The following is a 16791-nucleotide window of genomic DNA, read 5'->3' on the forward strand; positions in this document are numbered from 1 at the left end:
TTTATTCCACAACGATTTTTCCCTTGTTGGCTACCAACTGTCTGCGAAGCACGGCAATGGATTGTGTATATGTTTTCTCGGCTCCGCAGGGGCCGTCACCGAAATCAATCTGGTGCGTAATTGTTAATTCTTTAAGCTTTTCGAATTCCGCGAGCGGGATGCTCATTGTTTCTTTGGCTTTCTTACCGTTGACTGTCCATATTGACGTACCTCCCGTCGATAACGCTTTTAATGCTACGCTCACTACGTTTTTCACCGCTCTCCCGATTACAACTACGTCGCTTTTTGGTAGTCCGATGGTTGCTTCAAAAGATGCGGTTCCTAACGTGATCGTCAATACTGCCAATACATGGGTATCTCCATTCGCATAGTGGTACGCAACTACACCCTGTTTCAGTCCGTCCTTTGCCATCTCCGCCGGCGAAATAACCAGATTTGTACCTTTGGTGGTTACGCCCTTCGGTGCCGCTACGACAACGACCGTACCCGAAGTTTTTACGGGGATCGTCAAGGTCGCGGCGTCCGAACAAACGGTCTTTGCCTGTTCATCACGGACAAACGTACGGATCCGTTCTCCGTTACCGCAAATGCTTTCGGTAACCGAATAGGCAATGGTAGCACGCGGGTTATTAACGGTAAGGGTTTGCTTAATTTCAGACTGGTTCTCCGCAACAGGCTTGCCATCCAGCAGCCACTGCGATTTAAGTTGACCACCGTCGGACACCACGGCTTTCAGGATCAGTTTCCAATTTCTGTCTTTTTCCGAATAGTCGGCTCCTGCAACTTCAAAATCCGGATTGACGGCTTCCTCCACCACAAATTGTGTACTTGCTTTGGCTCCAGATGCCAATGTATATACCACGTCAAATGTGCCTTTTCCTAAGCGTCCAGGAACTATTTTTGCTTCGCTCTCTTTTCCATTAAGGATCAGTTTTCCCCCTTCGGGGCTGATCTTTATCGAATATTCTTTCGTATCGTTAGTACAGAACCTGGTAGGTTCTATGACGACAGCGGGCTGATCTTCCTCCGGCTCTTCCGGTTGTGAGGGCTCATCGTCTATGTCCTTTTGAAAGACATATGCGATCGGCTGACAATTGCTTTTAACTAGATAAGGCACATAGAAATCGGCTATGACTACACCACCGGGCAATTTACTCACCAGCTTCTCGGCTTCTTCTTTCTTTTTCAATGCGTCCAGCACTTTGGTTGCGTCGGCTCCAAGGCCTAATTTTTCGATGAGGCTTACGGTGTCTGCGTACTTCATGGTAGCTGAAGAAAGTAATGGCGCAGACTTGGTATCTTTTAATAGACGACCCGTTTCTTTTTTAGTAGTTGTTTCAGCCGGTTCCTCCCTAACGACATCGGCGAATCGATCCACCACGCGTATTTCCTTTTCCGGTATAACGGCGGTATAACGCGGTGCCGACGGTTGATATACCAGCACGAAAGTTCCTCCTTTAGGCACCCCAGCCTTATGTTCCAACCCCCTGTGCCGTTCAAAATAGCGGGCGAAGGTGGCGGCCTCCTGATATTGCTTGATCCGCTCGTTGTATTCCTCCTTAACGGCGTATAACTCCTCGTTCGCACAATTAAACAACACGTTGTTGTTTTTGGGGGCGAAATATGCTTTCAATTCCTCGTTCTGTGAATTTGCAGATTCTTTGATGATGCTGTTTACGGTTGATTCGTATTCCGCCCACAATTTATCATATGCATCTATATCAAATTCACGGAGATCATTTTCAAAAAGATAGCCAAAGATGGCATTGAGCCGCTGAAGAAACACCAGCAGTAAATCCGGTTTCGGCAACACATATTCAAATAGCTTTCTGTCGGTAACCAAAAATGAATTGATATCCTTTGCTACGAAATCCATCAATTTCACTTCTTGATCATCCTTGCCCAGATCCACAATTTTTTCTATGTAGTTTACTCTTTTAATCCCCGGCTGCGTGGCGACTTTCTTTTGCAGGTCCACTTCTTTCCGGATTGCAGTTACCTTTTTTGAAAGGGTAGGCAGCGACAGGTCGTCGTTGACCTTGAGCGTGTCGATTACCCGTATATCACCGATGTCGGTATCTTTCTTCGGTCGCAGACCGCCTACATAGGTCAGCAACTGCTTTACGCGGCACAGCAACCCTGCAAGCATTACATTATAATTCGATTCCAGATCCTGTACCTGACACGACACTTCATTTCCATCGGCTATCCGTTCCAGGTCGACCGCGCTGAGTGCCACCACGTCAAAAGGCAGGTTGTATTTGTCCCGTTCAGCAATGATTTCGGACAGGGCCGTGGCGTAGGGCTTGCCGACATGCCCTTCTATGCGGAAGGCATTGAAGCGCTCATTATCGTAAAGCAACACGTTCTTCACGGCCTCGGGTGCGTCAATACCCGTACGCAGGTGATACCCACGATTCATCTGCGGAATACCCATTCGGCTCAGTCGGTAGTTCCACCACTTATGGAGGTTATTGAGTTGATAGTAAAAAGGAATGCTCCGGTCGGAAAGCAGATTCGCCCCGATCTGACTTGGCGTAATCTGAAGGACCTGATTTTTGGAAGGCAACGTACCATCAAAATCGGCTATCATGTACCGCATACGCTGCAACAGCAGGGCAACTTCCTCTTTGTGCTGTTCCTGCCCGTGGAGGTAATGTACTGGAACGAAGTATTGGCGATAACGGTCCCAATAACCAAAACGGGTGCTTTCCGATGCCAATCCGAGAGTTAGGTGTAGCGGAAAATAGGTTTCATTGGCATTCCTCCTACCCCAAAAGTCCTGTACTTTCTCATCGAACTCCCGGACCGCCTTGATCAGATCGTCTATAAAATCATAGAAATATTGGATGTAATGGAAATTTCCCTTTTGGTAGCTAAATTTACCCCGCAATACTTTAAGATCAAGTCCTTCGAATGGATTGGATTGGGGTAACTCTAATAAGACGGCATAGCGGTCCCAGCACGTTTTCAGATGCTGTTCCAGCTTGGTCAGCGTATCGTCGTCCACCAGCTGGTAAAATTCGCTGAGTATGGATTCACCGCTCTCTAAGCGGTTATTTGCCGGCACGCCGTATCGTTTTAAAAGCAGCGTATTAAAGAAGGATTCGTCGTCACCCTTTAGAAGGTCGATGTGTACCAACAGGGGTTTCACCGTAAAATCTAGCCGGCTACCCTTGTCGTTACAGTCGTTGGTGTCGCAGTTTTTCAGCTTAACCTGCTTCGCCTCCAATAGGAGTACCACGACGTATTCGTCTCTTTTTAACGAAGAGAACGCCTTCTTGGCTTCGGCCGGTGACGATGAGGGCACGAGTTCGAAAATCCCTTCCATCCCATAATACGGCCACCCAGAAGCTTCGTCTTCGTCACATTCCACAATGAAGCCCACTCCTGTGGGAATATCTGGGGAAACAAAGTCGATGTAATGGGTATATTCCTGCTGACAATGCTGGATAAGATATCCTTGTGACGTGATGCCATGGCCTTCGCCGATTACAATGCCCTCATCAGACGTTGTAATTTCCAATCCACCCACAATCCCGCTCCCTATAAGTCGGATCCTGGACAGCCGGCCTTGCCGCTCCAAATAGCTGACAGTATTGTTCAGGTGATTGTTGGTCAGTACCTGATCTGCCTCAAAAATGGGATATGACTCAATATTGTTCATGGTCATTGATTTAAATAAGTACCTAAAATTGTTCTGCCCAACATGACAGGATTATTTTCTATGTTGCTTTCCGAACAGTTGTGAAGTGTCGCCTTCGGATGGATATTCTTTAGTTGTGGTAATAATTCCAACAGCTCATCGCTGGTTTCCTGTAGACGGGAAAGGTCTTGTTTATCTTCTTGGAAATAATATGCCAGCGCTTCTATCCAGGCTTTGTACCGGATCTCAAACAGCCGCATCTGTTCGTTGCTGATCCAGCAGACCTTTAGTTGGATATGTGCCGGTGCTTCCTCCTGCAGCCGGTCTTCCACATAATTACGGAAAGAAGGATGGTCGAAATGGTCCGGCCAATAGGGCAATACTACCGATGCTCTGAACGAATACATATCTAGCTCGCAGGGACAATCCCCTTCCATTCCGCATAGGTCCATCAGCTTAAACGCCTCGCTCCTGGGCCTGAGCAGCACATGCTCGATCAGGTGCATGCCTTCCGGATCCCCGCATTCACTGCCAAATTCGGCAACCAGCTTTTCGATTGCCTCATTGGCTTCGACAGCAGTTTCAAATGTATTTACTGTCTCCAGCAGCCTATCTCCATCGATCGACAGAACGAGCTTATTTCCTTCAACCCCGAAATGCTGGGCAAGAAGAACCGTATCGAAGATTTTCTTCAAGGTGACCTCGGCCTGTGCTTTCTCGGAGAATTTTTCGGAAGCCAATACAATCCCTTCGCGGGAAGTAAGCTCAAAGCGATGTGTACAATAAAGTTCTCCGTCCACCCACTCTTCTTCACAACGGACTTCGGTATTCCGGATGCAGTATAAAAATCTACGTGAAACATCCCGGACGCCTATCAATGTGCCCACCCGCTTTTCCAGGCCGGAAACATTCTCCGTATCCCAAAGCTGTGCTTCCGCCAAGCCGTAATCATCCGTTTGCGGGAAACAGTTAAAAGCCTGGGATCGGTTTGCACTAATCTCCGGATATCTTTTCAATGCCTGGATTTTGGCGGCAATGAGTTCTTCGCTGTCAATCCGTTCGGCTGTCTGCTCTTCTAAATTGATTCGATACTGCAATAACGCAAAGTCATTGAAAGACTCCGCGAAGCGAGCAAGCAAATGGTCTAACAAGCGATTTCGGCGCGCAGCGTATTGGGCTTTATTCTCGTAAAGCTCTCTCCATCCTTGCGCATCCGGAGCACCCGTAACCGCATTCTTGAACGCTTCAGACAGCAATCCCTCGCTGTCTTTGATATCGTCGAGATACTGCGCAAAATACGTTTGTTTAATATCTCCAACGGAAAACAACGTGTCGGCATATGTCAGTTGGGCAAAGAAATCCGCTAAAAGTTGTTCAAAAAATAGCAGGTATCCTTTTAACTGCCGCTGTTGCGCTTTGCGTAGCACGTCCGCATGTGGGGGTAGGCCTGCCTCTCCTACGCCGTATACCGTTGGTAGGTCATACTGAACCGGACGGTAACTGAGCGTATCGCGTGACCGCCCCTCATCCGGTAGGAGTTCCACATCATATCCTTTACGCTTTCCGACGGTACGCTGAGCCTTCATAACCAGCAAGGTATCTTTCACTTCATTTACATTGGCATGGAAAGGGAAACCGCCTTTATAAAATAGGATTTTCGACCGGGAAGTACTCAAAACCGGCTTATGCTGTCCGCTGATCTGCATACACCAATCCACTCCGATGGCACCGTCCACGGGCTGGCCGTCCGTACCATACTTGGTCATCAACAGATTCCTGACAGATAAGACTCCCTCAATATCCATCAGCAAGCTGATAATATCCGAAGCGTATAGATGGGTGCGTAACTGGGTTGCTTCCAACTCTTTTGGGTCGATGAATCCATTCGTAAGCGCCACCCCATTATAAATATCGGATACTTCCCAGCCCATATCAAGCAATTCCTTCAATGAATAAAAATTGACCGAAGGATTCAGGTAATTTTCAATGGCAAAAAACAGAGCGGCCTGTACATACTCAATGTCGGTCTCCGGTGAGATATCCACGTCCATACACAAAGCGACTTCTTCATAGGACACCTGTTTGACGGATACAAAATCTTCGCAGAGATTCCGATGGGATTGTAACCGACGGGTCACACGCTTGAATACATCGTCAATCACTTTCAATTTTTGAACATAAGAGTCCGCCAGTTGGCTCACAAAGCCTTCCGCTTGCAACAGGTCCCAAATCTGAGCGGCTGTTATTTTTCCTGTAGATGGATGTTTTGCAACGGTAACCGCAAAGGGAACCTTGAACGTGGCATCCTCTGCCGCATTCAAGACCAATTCATACGGGTATTTTCCGGTCGCATTGGCAACCGTTGCCGAAACGATATCGGTCTTCAAAACCGCCCGATCAATAGCTCCATAACTTGGCAGTTCAATGTTCAGTACAAATTCACCATCGGGACTTATCCATTCCACATCTCCCGAGTTCAGATCGCCATATGGCTCTTCGTTGTCAAAATCCAACACCACATCATACAGACCGTTGATGCGGACGGGGGTATCCGTAGTCGTCAGCTGTAATGTTTTATCCACATGATCATAGAAAATAGGCACTTCCGGGCTTCCAGCAGGATATAGCCAAGCATTATTTATCCCGTCGATATCGATCAGCAACTTTCGGTAATCCGCAATTGTAAAAGGATGGTTTGTCAAAATTTCCCTTGCGGTGTATAACACTTGGTCCGGTGCATCGTGTAACAAATCCTTCATATCGAAATTACTCCGGTAGCTCAGTTCGGTAAGGACATAGCAAAGCGCCTCCAACAGGGTAATTCCGGGGTCATGGGCGTTGTAGTCGGTCCATAGGTCGCTGGCCAGTTGCTCAACGTGTTTCAGCCCTTCCTTGCGGAGCCATTCATAGTCCATCGCCGGAGCCAGTTGACGTTTTGTGGATATTGTGTAGCTTTTCATGATAGGTTTCATACGCATTCGCAGTTTTGTAATACCCGAATTTGGTGTCTGATCGTCTCGTTAGCATATGAAACCAATATGGAACGAGCGGACGACGCCACAATTTCTTCTATATCGTAATTCGCCGTTTGGACGGCATTGTCTTCATTGCGGATGATATGGTGCATTTTAAAATCACTTACTGCGTGGACATAAGGCCGTTCATCTATAAAATCAACGAGTGTACTTTTCTGCATTTTACCGCCAAAGGAAATTTGCTTTGCCGTGTCGAACGCCCATGGACAGAGAAAATGCTCAATATCGTCGTTCAGTTGATTGAGGTAAAAAGCCGCATCCATATTAGGAAGGAGCATCACGTCAAACTCAAGTTGTATCTCTTCGAATTGTGGATTACGGACATGCAACGTAACAAATGGATTGCTGATTTTCTTCAGGTAATTGGTAATATCAACCAGTGTTCCGATTGGCGTATACGGACGCAGGGGATTTGCGAAGGTTGATTTACTTAAATCGGGGATAGTCACCAAAGTAACATGGCCGGGATAGTTTTCGCAGAACTCGGTCATGCCATTGTGATTAACAAATCCTGCCCTGTTGATGCATTTCGCTTTATAGATCGAAGGAAACTGTTCCAGCACCAGGTGCTCATAGTCCCATAGGGTGATGGCCCGTTGTTTATGGCGCAGCCGCTCGCTTACACGGGTATAGAACGCCGCCCCGGGCTCCGCCGGTCTGCCCCCGAAAGAATCTGCAGGCTGGTTTATACCTTTAATCGCGGCGTCGCTCACCAACAATTTTGCAATGCTTCCCTTCGGGCGTATTTCCGTAAAATACACGTTATTGATTTCATCCTGCACCAGCTCTACTTGGCCGGCCTGCGCGGTAATCGCTCTTAGCTTACAGACCGCATCAATCTGCCCCTGCACTGCCACCTTCAACCACAGCATTCCCGGCGGCATCATGGTACCCGCATACGTCGCATCGGAAGGAAATGAGACGGTGACAATACCCGTCCGCGTCAAATTCAATGTCCTATCTATCAGCATTGCTTTATCGAAAACCTTCCAGTTATTTTCATAATCGAGGTAGTACCACGAAAGATTTTCGCTGGGTTTTAATGGGTTGGAACTGCCTTCCACAACTTCGAAGAGCACAGATATGGTTTTAGGCGACGTAACTTGGGTCATGCCGATGAGCAGCTCACCCTGATTTGAAAACCTCGGCAATAGCCCCAGTAATTTGTTGTTCGTTACCTGTTTATATCCAAATGGATAGAGGTGAAAAAAAGCACTCTTTTGCGATTGGGGCAAAAATGCAACAGTATCCACCGCTGTATAACTGGCTTCAAAATCCCCTACGATCAGTTCCCGGGGTGTGGGTGTTGAATTTCGGACCATCCGGAATCCCTCAAATTGGGTAGCCAAGGTTAGTGTCTTCAGTATTTCTTGCTGGGCAATATCCAACGACACCGCCGATGCGGTCTTATCGATATTTATTTCTTTCGCAGCCGTCAATCCCCTTGCCTGTACCTTCGTCCCCGCTTGTTCAGCAAAGAACCCTTCGATTGCCACCGAGGTCTCCCTGGGTATTTTCATCATCCGGGTATCATTGAAGCTTTGCGTCAGGCTATCCATAAAGGACGACAACGAATATTGATCGCTATTTAGCGACAGCCGGATATAACCATCCCGTTCCCCGCTGCCATAAGCACGCCTTGATTGTGCTGTTGGAATCGTCGCTTGAATTGGCCGACCCGGTAACTTTAACGTATGTTCTTCCCCAACCGTTGTCACCGCCAGCGGATTCCAGGTTCCCCGTTGGAGGTAACTGGCGGAAAACGATGCCGGCATGTCCATGGTTAACGTCAATGCAGTAAGTGGCTTTTGAAACAGCTCATCACTGCCGATGTAAAACCCCGCATTCCTGCGGGGCAGATCTCCAAACGGCTTGAAAGGTTTGCTTCCATCCAGTAACCCGACATCGTTGCTGAGCACAAAATCTTTATAGCCCCGCACTGCTACGGCGATCTGAACTGTATCGACAAGCTGTTCGGCCAACGTATCGTAGGCGAATCCGGAAGCCTCTTGGTCAAAATAAACCAACAACAGAGGTAAAGAGACCTGCATATCACGCTGATGTATTTTTTCCTCATAGCTCCGGATGGCTTCTTTTCCACCATCTACGGTAATTGAAAATGTCAACTCGCCACGCTGTGGTTGATAATTTGCGGTGACCTGATCTTCCAACCAGCCTTTTTCGCCCGTCAATAACGTGCGGAATACCAGGTTATCTATCGAATTCCCTTTACGGATCCGCGCCAATGATTTAAACCGGATGGACAGGGTGATTGTCCGTTCGCCCCCTTTTAAGAAAAGCAGGTTGGAAGCGACTGCAAAACCAATTGAAGCAAGCGGAGCTCCGGCTTCGCCAAATAAAAATGGTTGTGCTTCGTTGCTGTGCGCTGTTACATACAGTGTCCCGTTTGCTTTTTTTAACGAATGGACCGCCCCCACCTTCGCTTGGTTAAGTACCGTATCCTGTGACAGCCGGTATACCAGCGAGTTTCCACTTTGATCCTGGCCTCCCTTGAACAAGGTGCCCGCCTTCAGTAGGTGGTTTGCTGTACGCGTATGTAAGTCGAAGACCAGATGGGCATAATCCGGGTCGGCTTTTCTCGATTTTAGTTGTAAAACATCCCTGTAATAGTATTCCAGGTGTTTTCGCCCATATTCATTCAACTGGATTTGCGCATGACGGAACAGCTGCAAAAAAGTCAGCAGCAACGCCATGTGGGGTTTGTGGTTGCGATAGTTTCCAACTGATTTGTCAAACAAGGTTTCCGCCTTTACGGTGGCCGACGAAATTCCCGCAAAGACCGTCTTCAGTTGCTGCTGGAATAGGTTGTGGTGGACAATAAAATGAATCTTTGAGCCGTCGTCTGTATCCGGTATCATCAGATTGAGGGCTTCGGTTGCTTCGGTATCGATGTAGTGAAACGTAAAAACCGCCCCAGCAGAATTCAGCACAACGAAGGGAGCCAAGGGATCCGTTTCATTTGATGCAGCCAACAAGGCCGCATGCGCGTCTTTGAATGTGAGCAAACGCCGGAAAGCCCGACTGATTTTCGCGGTAATGATATCTTGTATACTTCTCTGATAATCAGATTCTTCTACCAACTTCACACACTGGTCGTCAACCGTCTTAACCAGCGTATATAACAAATCGAATAAATATTTAAAGCACTGTTTGGCCTGTCCCACTTCCTCGGCTCTGACGGCCAACCGAATACGTTTCACGAGCGATTTATAATAATCGGTGAAGGTAATGGGATCAATCGATGCCAATATTGCGAGGGCTACACTCAGGTCGGGTTGGACAAAGGGTTCCCAAGTTCCCTTGGCCTTATTTCCGTTATCGAAATAGGTAACTTGGGCTGCATAACGTTGCATAAACAATAGCAGATCGCGCAATTCCCGTTCGTCCACCTTGGCAAAATCAGGCGACAGCGCCGCCAGCGATCGGTTATATCGCCCGGTTCCTTCACGGATTAAGTTATTTTTATCTGAACATGCCATGTTTTATCGTTTTACTTCGGTGCCTTCCTGGATATAGAAAGGAAAAACATAATTGAATCGTGAATTGGTTGAGCGTATCGTATACTCGATATTTATGAGAATACGTCCCTCCATTTCCCCCGTATCTATCAATTCGATTTTATCGACCGCGATACGCGGCTCGTGGTACAATATGGCTGTCTGTATTAAGTCTTTCATATAGGTTTTCATGGTCGTCGTTAATGGCTCGAATAGCAATTCATCCAGATTGCAGCCATAATTGGGAAGCATTACCCGTTCACCGGGCCGGGTCGACAGCAGGATTTCAAGGCTGCTCCGGATATCCTCCCCGTCGCTCAGCATCTCAACGCTTCCACCTTCGTTGTCAAACTGCGGCGGGAAGCTCCATCCGGTACCCAAAAAGGATTTGTGCAACTTATCCATCAGTTATCCTCCTATTAATACGGTGCCACAGCCGCTTGTAATCACCCCTCCATGAACCGTCGGATCGCCCATCCGCGCGGCGGGAAGCCCACCGATAAGCACGGTGGCCGATCCCTTCACAATCGCATTCGGAGGTCCCGGGCAGGCACAGAGATCGCCCATCCTTGCGGCAGGTAACCCTCCGATCAGGACAGTTGGGCAACCGGCGGGCAATACCATTCCGCCCACATGCGGATTCGGGCTGCTCATCGGGCAGGTATGCATATCAGTGACTCTTGCAGCTAAGCTCATGATCGACTAATTTATTTTCACCAAGGATCCTTTTATTTCAGTGATGCCTGAACTCGCCACGCTTAGCGATCCATTTGCCGATAGCTCGGCGGTGGCTTCCGCTTTGATCGTCAGCTGAGGAGCCGATATCGATAGCGAAGACACGGCTTCCAACGTCAAATCTTTGGCCGAAGACAGGGTTATCCCACCGTCATCCAATACGAGCTTATTGCCCGTCGCATCTTCCAGGCTGCACAATCCGTTGGCATCATCCAATGTCAGTTTCCGTCCTCCGGGCGTTTCAATAGAAACGCGTTTGTCCCCATCGTGGAAAAGCACTTTTATTTCTGAACGGGACACATAACCCTTTTCGTTATTTTCATCGGCTGCTGCGATGGGCGACGGGTTTGCTCCGCTATGCAGCATTCCCAACACCACGGGGTAGTTTGGATCGTCACCCAAGAAACCGACAATCACTTCATCGTTTATTTCCGGCAAGAAGAACGTTCCCCGGTTATTGCCCGCATCCAAGGTTGCCAAACGTGCATAAATTCCATCTTCTGCCATACCGATGATCGGCAAGCGTACCCGGATTCGCCCTTTTCCTGCCGGATCAATAAGATCCGTCACCACGCCTACGTGCAATCCCTGCGTAGCCACATATTGCCCGGAGAATGAAACCGGATGTTCAGGAAAGATTTTTTCCGAAAAGAAGGCTTCTTCCCAGCCCAGTGTCGCTTCGGTCATCCAGTTACCTTCGCCAATTTCATGCTGCACACCGGAAACAAATACCTTTCCGTTGAATTGATCTCCCAATCCGGTTAAGGTGACATACGCCCCCGGAACCACCGCCGATTCTCCCGAAAACTTAACTTTACCCTTGATCTTAGCGAGTGATTGCCGTACTTTTTTCGCGTTCGCCAGTTGCTGCAATTCCTGAACCGACATTCCGCCCGATAGACGCATCTCAAACGCCTGCCCCATCACTTCGGCCAATTCATCTGCGGATTGATCTCCCGCATACGCAGACAGCCCCGCTTCCCCCTCAGATTCTTCGATATCTTGAACCGACTGATCCCACGCATAACCTAGCACAGCTGTAGACTGTGTCCGTGCGTCGACGATTGCCTCAAGTGATACGATATTGCTTCCGAACGTGAGGGTCAATACCGAATCTCCGTCGGTGCCTGCCTTCGCGATCACAATTTTCCCTTCGTTTACCGAATAATACAATCCGTTCACATCCAATCGAGTCATCATGAAATCCCAATCGCTGACCTGGTTCTGGAGCAACTGCTCGTGCACCACATCGGTTGTGATCATCTCATAATCACTGATACCGCTTTCTGCAAGCAATTGCTCCGCCACGTCTCTATCCTTCATATTTGTATAGTAGCGGCTTTTTTTGCCCAGCGTCATCCGTACCGTCTCGTGTTTACAGGTGACCATCAACAACGATCCGGATTCCTGTATCTGGTGGCTATTTGCAACAACAATTCCCTTGAATATTGTTGCATTGTCGCCGTCATATCCCACTTTAATTTCAATGAATTTTCCGGGTGCCAGCCATCGGCTCCCGCTCACCTCAAAATCCTGCTCGGCGACACTGCCATCGGCTATCGTTAGGGTTGCCGTCGGAATTTTATTCAGTGCGCTGTCGATATGGATCTCGACAACAGGTACCACCCCGGGCAGTTCATCAGCCGCTGTGAGCACCGCACTGCTTCCACAAAGAATCGTATAGGTAACCAAATCCCGGTTTTTGGGGGCTGTCGGCATGGCTTTATTGTTTTTCTAAGGGTGGAAAATAGAGTTTGCTACCCGGTTTGATGTTTCGGAAGCTATCCAGTTCATTGAAGAAGGCCACGTCAACGTAAAATTCGTTTCGCGCATAAATCTGCTCCGTTATCCGGTCAATGCGATCGGTTTCTACAAAAATTCGCTCATGGGTGATATCGGAGCTCTGCTTGTTTTCAATCGCCTCACGGAGTTCATCTTCGATGCTTTCCGTAAAAGCGCATTTTGCCACCGCGCGTATCGGTGTCCCGTCGGTTGCAAATACTTTATACTCAATATCAATTTGGTTCAGTACTCCCTTGAACAGTAGTGTACCCCAGTGTATTTTGAGGTAATACGGACGATGAGTGTCGCCTTTAAATTCAATGATCTTTTTCTTAAAGCCTTCCAATTGTTCGGCCACGGATACGGGTTTTGCAAATGGATTAGCTACAGAGATATTCAATATGGATGCATTTTTGACCACCCCGGTGCTGTCAAATAGAAAATCAAACGTAAACTTCTGAGGTTTGATCTTATTGAATTTCATTTTCACAGAAGATCGTCCCCCTGCCTGTGTATCGTCATATTCAAACTCATACTTACAAGTGTAGGAAGCCGGATTAATGAGTGCGCTGAATTTTTCACCCGGTGCTTTCCGGGTGAAAGCCGCATCGAGGTACGGTTCCACATAAAGTTTCTCTGCAGATGTAAGGTCCCCAAACATTATCGTTCATTTTTTTGTCCCAATTTTTGCAGAAGTTTCCGAAGTACTTCGTCAGCGATCTCCCGCTTTAACTTTGCGATATTCATCGGCTCCCTTGGCTGGAGTGACGACTGGTCGGCCACAACGACTGCTTTGACATACAGTTCTTTGATTTCGATGGGCATAATCTTGTAGTTAAATACTTACAGACCCACTGATGCTTCCTGCGGCAGACAATAGCGAATCCACACTGATGATATTGAAATACTGATAACTTAGCGTTATACTCTCTACAACCACACTGCTTTTCTCCGCATCAAAAGCAGATACTGACCACTTCTTTGGAATTGCGTTGACCACATACCACGCCTGTATGGGCACGTGCTGATCGTTCAACAACGCAATCAGGATATTCACGGGTTCAAAAACAAAATTCTCAAACGCATTCTTGCACCACATTAATATCCCTGAGCCGATGAACATTCCGCGTTTCAATACCAAATCGCTGTATTGAGCTTTTACAGGCAGCTCCCAAGTAAAGCGGTTTTGACCTCCTTCGGTAAAAGGTTCCATTTCCATAGTCATTTCCAGGCCTGTCACTTCCTGAAAACGGAAGTCATTGGGCGTCTGCGGAAACAGCTCGAACGTCACCGAAAAGTGAAAGCCAACGGGAGGATATGCAAACATTACCCTTCATTTTGAATGGTCAAACCTTCGTGTGCAATCTCGATGGTCTCGATGGCCACATCATTTCCAGTGGAGTTGAGGTCGGTCGACTGGACTTTAAGGGGCCAGGCATTTTTTATTTTCCAGACCACCACCGGTGCATGCGCTTCATCCAGCAATGAAATGATGAGATCCCGGCGTTCGATGGTATTGAGGGCCACCGTATTCCACCAATTGTAAAAATCGTTGTCGCCCTTAAAAATGCCCCGTTTCATCGTGATATTTGAAAAACTCTGTAGCCCAGGCATCTTGATTTTGTGGTATTCCGGGCTTGCACCATCGCGGTATTCAAGCGGCTCGATGGATACGTCCAAGCCCGATACTTCGCTGAAACCGATCTTTGCTCCACCCCATTCTACTTGGAAGTGAAACTTTGGAAGAGGATAATTTGCCATTGTATTTCTGATTTATAGATTCAACATTAATTGGCCAGGTTACGTTACTACGATTCCTGCATTTTATGCGAAAACCTTAAGATAATAAACTCTGCAGGGCGTACTGCCGCCATGCCAATCTCAACAATTAATTTGCCGTCGAGGATATCCTGTGCAGTCATGGTCTGATTTAAGCCACATCGTACGTAAAACGCATGCTCGGGCTTACTGCCCGCCAAGGCCCCTTGTCGCCACAGCAGAGTCAGGTAATTTTCAAGCATAGCCCGTACCTTTACCCACGTGTTGGCATCGTTAGGTTCAAAAACAAACTGCAGGGTTGCCTTCTTAGCCGATTCTTCGACTGTGATGAACAGCCTCCTAACGTTCACATAGCGCCATTCGTTATCGTTTCCCGCTAGGGTACGCGCACCCCATACCAGAAATCCTTTCCCCTGAAACGAACGTATCGCATTTACCGATTTTCCCGTTGTAGCATCCATATTCATCGATCCTTGCTCGGCATCAGAAATATTGGTACTTAGTCCGTATACCGAATTGACCGATACATTCGCAGGAGCTTTCCAAACCCCTCGGGAACCATCCACACGGGCGTAGATACCTGCCATGGCCGCTGCAGGAGGCAACGTAGGACTCAACCTGTTATTGATGGTTTCCACACATAAACTATAAATTGCTGTCTGTGTAGTTTTCAATGTATTCAGTTTTACCGGCGCTGCGGCTGTCCCGTTGGTTACCACCACTACATTTACGGCCGTATCGGCATATGCATATTCAAAAGTTGTTTTTAGGTAGGGGTAGTAGACGGCTGCATAATTTAGGTTGTCATTTTTGGTAAAATCTGCGCGAAAGCTGTTGATGGTATTTGTTACGTTAGTCCCTTCGGAATGTACGTCGACCAACGTGAATCGATCCTGCAACAAAACACATTGATCAATCGCTTTTCCTATTAACTCATAATATTTATCTTTTGCAAGCGAAAGGCCATCCGGAATTACAATTAGAGTTGGTTCATCGCTTGTTGCCAGTGCGTTTAACCCACCTTCCAACGTTGCAGGCGTAATGTTTGCGGTAGTCGCCGCCGCCGATACAATGTAGCAAGGACCGCCACCGTTTGCAAAATAAAGCCGCAGGCTGTGATACATCTTATATTTTGATACTTTATCCGCTGGCAATTCTGCTGCTGCTGAAAGTGCGGATACAATTGAGCCATCAGTCGTTTGCTGGACGGTCACTTTGATATCGGTCTGATTTTCGGGCCCACCGAAATACTGTTCATACTCCTTGAGTGAAAACACCTTGGTAGGTTTATTAATCAACGACTCTCCCAATTCGTCTTCGGCCTTTTGTGTATGGCCAATAAAAGCTGGAATCGCTGTTTCTACCTGAGCCACCGAAGGTGGAAACAAGGGTATTTCATTCACATATACCCCCGGAGTTTTGATCGCTGTTTCATTGATTTGTGCCATTGCTATAAAATTTTAAGTTTTTTATTAATTTTTTCTCTTCAATATCGTTTCAACTTCCACGATAGGAGCAACCGGCTGCTCCTGTCGGCTGTCGATGGTTAACATGCGCATCTTGTAAAGGACGGAGGGTTGATACTTTCCTCCTAACATGGACCATAGTTGTTGCAACTGCTCGAATGCGAGTGTAACCAGCTCCAGGGTCAGCCGTTCGATCCCATCATCTGCGAGCTCCGCGATCTCGCTTGCGCGAAAAACAGGTTGCTTCTGAAAAAAAGCGATCACCTCCTGTAGATTCCGGATATTATTCTCATACCCAGCGCCATAGGCAGTAAATAGCAGCCAAAGGTCCAAGTGAACCGCTGGATTTTTAGGATACAATTCATCGTCAATCTTTACCACATATCGTTGCTCCCTAGCCAAGCGTACTTCCTCAATATTGACAAGGGAAATAAGAATATCTGCATCGTGTTGCTCCTCGCTTCCACCGGTAAACTCAGCTACATTGGCTATCGCCACAGCGGGGTCAATGGTGTTATTTAGGATACGATGAACATTCTCGATTGCAGGGTAGAGCATTTTGGTGTTTGCTATCTTCGGCAACATCGCCGAACAACACAAATATCAAAAGCGTTAGAAAAGCGGGCAATACCTATTTTGGTGTAATTTTACCTTCGGTTTAATTGGTATGCGTTTAGCGAAAAAAGGGATTTCACAAGAAAGGGTTAAAAAAACAAAAGCCCCGTTGCATAAGCAACGGGGCTCTGAATGAAATCCGGCACCGACCTACTCTCACGCCTGTTACGGCAATACCATCGGCTCTGGCGGGCTTAACTGCTCTGTTCGGGATG

12 protein-coding genes are annotated in these 16791 nt (G+C 47.5%); all 12 read right to left on the reverse strand.

What is annotated here, in order from left to right; all coding sequences use genetic code 11:
• Nucleotide 1: 1 nt before the first annotated feature.
• Genes BMZ56_RS17520 through BMZ56_RS17570 form a run of 12 tightly spaced genes read right to left on the reverse strand, consistent with a single transcriptional unit; the run spans nucleotide 2 to nucleotide 16519 of the window.
• Nucleotides 2-3667 carry a hypothetical protein gene (locus tag BMZ56_RS17520; protein ID WP_143072957.1) on the reverse strand — a complete coding sequence of 1222 codons (3666 nt, stop codon included), beginning with the start codon at nucleotides 3665-3667 and terminating at the stop codon, nucleotides 2-4.
• Between the two features lie 2 nt (nucleotides 3668-3669).
• On the reverse strand, nucleotides 3670-6606 hold the full coding sequence (locus tag BMZ56_RS17525) for a baseplate wedge protein (RefSeq protein WP_143072958.1): 2937 nt from the start codon (nucleotides 6604-6606) through the stop codon (nucleotides 3670-3672).
• 8 nt (nucleotides 6607-6614) lie between these two features.
• Complete coding sequence (locus tag BMZ56_RS17530) at nucleotides 6615-10181, reverse strand: baseplate J/gp47 family protein (protein ID WP_090628850.1); 3567 nt, start codon at nucleotides 10179-10181, stop codon at nucleotides 6615-6617.
• A 3-nt stretch (nucleotides 10182-10184) separates the two neighbouring features.
• Nucleotides 10185-10604 carry a GPW/gp25 family protein gene (locus BMZ56_RS17535; RefSeq protein WP_090628852.1) on the reverse strand — a complete coding sequence of 140 codons (420 nt, stop codon included), beginning with the start codon at nucleotides 10602-10604 and terminating at the stop codon, nucleotides 10185-10187.
• A gap of 3 nt (nucleotides 10605-10607) precedes the next feature.
• Nucleotides 10608-10895, reverse strand: a complete 288-nt coding sequence (locus tag BMZ56_RS17540) for a PAAR domain-containing protein (RefSeq protein ID WP_177195191.1) — start codon at nucleotides 10893-10895, stop codon at nucleotides 10608-10610.
• Between the two features lie 6 nt (nucleotides 10896-10901).
• Nucleotides 10902-12653, reverse strand: a complete 1752-nt coding sequence (gene vgrG / locus BMZ56_RS17545) for a type VI secretion system tip protein VgrG (RefSeq protein ID WP_090628854.1) — start codon at nucleotides 12651-12653, stop codon at nucleotides 10902-10904.
• A 4-nt stretch (nucleotides 12654-12657) separates the two neighbouring features.
• Nucleotides 12658-13377 carry a CIS tube protein gene (locus BMZ56_RS17550; protein ID WP_090628856.1) on the reverse strand — a complete coding sequence of 240 codons (720 nt, stop codon included), beginning with the start codon at nucleotides 13375-13377 and terminating at the stop codon, nucleotides 12658-12660.
• Nucleotides 13377-13541, reverse strand: a complete 165-nt coding sequence (locus BMZ56_RS25645; protein WP_177195192.1) for a DUF5908 family protein — start codon at nucleotides 13539-13541, stop codon at nucleotides 13377-13379. The genes BMZ56_RS17550 and BMZ56_RS25645 overlap by 1 nt, the downstream gene beginning before the upstream one ends.
• A 10-nt stretch (nucleotides 13542-13551) precedes the next feature.
• The gene (locus BMZ56_RS17555) at nucleotides 13552-14043 is read right to left on the reverse strand and encodes a phage tail protein (protein ID WP_090628858.1); all 492 of its coding nucleotides are present in this window, start codon (nucleotides 14041-14043) and stop codon (nucleotides 13552-13554) included.
• The gene (locus tag BMZ56_RS17560) at nucleotides 14043-14477 is read right to left on the reverse strand and encodes a phage tail protein (protein WP_090628859.1); all 435 of its coding nucleotides are present in this window, start codon (nucleotides 14475-14477) and stop codon (nucleotides 14043-14045) included. Before BMZ56_RS17560 ends, BMZ56_RS17555 begins: the two co-directional genes overlap by 1 nt.
• 47 nt (nucleotides 14478-14524) lie before the next feature.
• Nucleotides 14525-15943, reverse strand: coding sequence for a phage tail sheath family protein (locus tag BMZ56_RS17565; RefSeq protein WP_090628861.1), 1419 nt, complete (start codon nucleotides 15941-15943; stop codon nucleotides 14525-14527).
• Nucleotides 15944-15967: 24 nt separating this feature from the next.
• Nucleotides 15968-16519: a Pvc16 family protein gene (locus BMZ56_RS17570; protein ID WP_177195193.1), complete on the reverse strand. Its 552-nt coding sequence runs from the start codon at nucleotides 16517-16519 to the stop codon at nucleotides 15968-15970.
• Nucleotides 16520-16791: the final 272 nt, after the last annotated feature.

Origin of the sequence: Parapedobacter indicus, assembly GCF_900113765.1 — a bacterium.
Taxonomy (GTDB): Bacteria; Bacteroidota; Bacteroidia; order Sphingobacteriales; family Sphingobacteriaceae; genus Parapedobacter; species Parapedobacter indicus.

Excerpts from the sequence above, each read along its gene's own strand:
- BMZ56_RS17550 (WP_090628856.1), bottom strand. The coding sequence starts at position 13,377 with ATGTTTGGGGACCTTACATCTGCAGAGAAACTTTATGTGGAACCGTAC.
- BMZ56_RS17535 (WP_090628852.1), bottom strand. The coding sequence starts at position 10,604 with ATGGATAAGTTGCACAAATCCTTTTTGGGTACCGGATGGAGCTTCCCG.
- BMZ56_RS25645 (WP_177195192.1), bottom strand. The coding sequence starts at position 13,541 with ATGCCCATCGAAATCAAAGAACTGTATGTCAAAGCAGTCGTTGTGGCC.
- BMZ56_RS17520 (WP_143072957.1), bottom strand. The coding sequence starts at position 3,667 with ATGAACAATATTGAGTCATATCCCATTTTTGAGGCAGATCAGGTACTG.
- vgrG (WP_090628854.1), bottom strand. The coding sequence starts at position 12,653 with ATGCCGACAGCCCCCAAAAACCGGGATTTGGTTACCTATACGATTCTT.
- BMZ56_RS17570 (WP_177195193.1), bottom strand. The coding sequence starts at position 16,519 with ATGCTCTACCCTGCAATCGAGAATGTTCATCGTATCCTAAATAACACC.
- BMZ56_RS17530 (WP_090628850.1), bottom strand. The coding sequence starts at position 10,181 with ATGGCATGTTCAGATAAAAATAACTTAATCCGTGAAGGAACCGGGCGA.
- BMZ56_RS17565 (WP_090628861.1), bottom strand. The coding sequence starts at position 15,943 with ATGGCACAAATCAATGAAACAGCGATCAAAACTCCGGGGGTATATGTG.
- BMZ56_RS17525 (WP_143072958.1), bottom strand. The coding sequence starts at position 6,606 with ATGAAAAGCTACACAATATCCACAAAACGTCAACTGGCTCCGGCGATG.
- BMZ56_RS17555 (WP_090628858.1), bottom strand. The coding sequence starts at position 14,043 with ATGTTTGCATATCCTCCCGTTGGCTTTCACTTTTCGGTGACGTTCGAG.
- BMZ56_RS17540 (WP_177195191.1), bottom strand. The coding sequence starts at position 10,895 with ATGAGCTTAGCTGCAAGAGTCACTGATATGCATACCTGCCCGATGAGC.
- BMZ56_RS17560 (WP_090628859.1), bottom strand. The coding sequence starts at position 14,477 with ATGGCAAATTATCCTCTTCCAAAGTTTCACTTCCAAGTAGAATGGGGT.